The organism is Bartonella sp. AP58NXGY, assembly GCF_042195785.1.
In the GTDB taxonomy this organism is placed as follows: Bacteria; Pseudomonadota; Alphaproteobacteria; order Rhizobiales; family Rhizobiaceae; genus Bartonella.
Window position 1 is genome coordinate 1,367 of sequence record NZ_JBHIOY010000056.1, and the last position, 311, is coordinate 1,677.

The following is a 311-nucleotide window of genomic DNA, read 5'->3' on the forward strand; positions in this document are numbered from 1 at the left end:
GGATATCGAACAAGCGTTAAAGTTAAAAGAGGAGTACAGTGATGAAAACAACCCCATTTAAACCAGAAGAATATCTTGAAGACATTGAAGTACAACAAGCATTTCTCAATGAAGCCTTCAAAACTGGTGATGCCGCTCATATAGCGGATGCCATTGGTATCGTTGCTCGCTCTCAAAATATGCGTGCTTTAGCAAAAGAAACCAATCGCGAACGCAGTGGATTATATCGCTCCTTAAGTAAAACGGGTGACCCCAAGCTTTCTACTTTAGTCGCTGTCTTATCTGCCCTTAACCTGCAACTCTTTGTACAG

General features: G+C 41.8%; 1 protein-coding gene and 1 pseudogene. Both read left to right on the forward strand.

Annotated features, from left to right (window positions below):
- A pseudogene (locus ACFINC_RS09295) lies at positions 1–61 on the forward strand (type II toxin-antitoxin system RelE/ParE family toxin); the annotation flags it as partial.
- Positions 42–311 (forward strand): addiction module antidote protein (locus tag ACFINC_RS09300; RefSeq protein WP_375617026.1); only part of this gene is annotated, 270 nt, incomplete at its 3' end. The pseudogene ACFINC_RS09295 and the gene ACFINC_RS09300, both read left to right, overlap by 20 nt.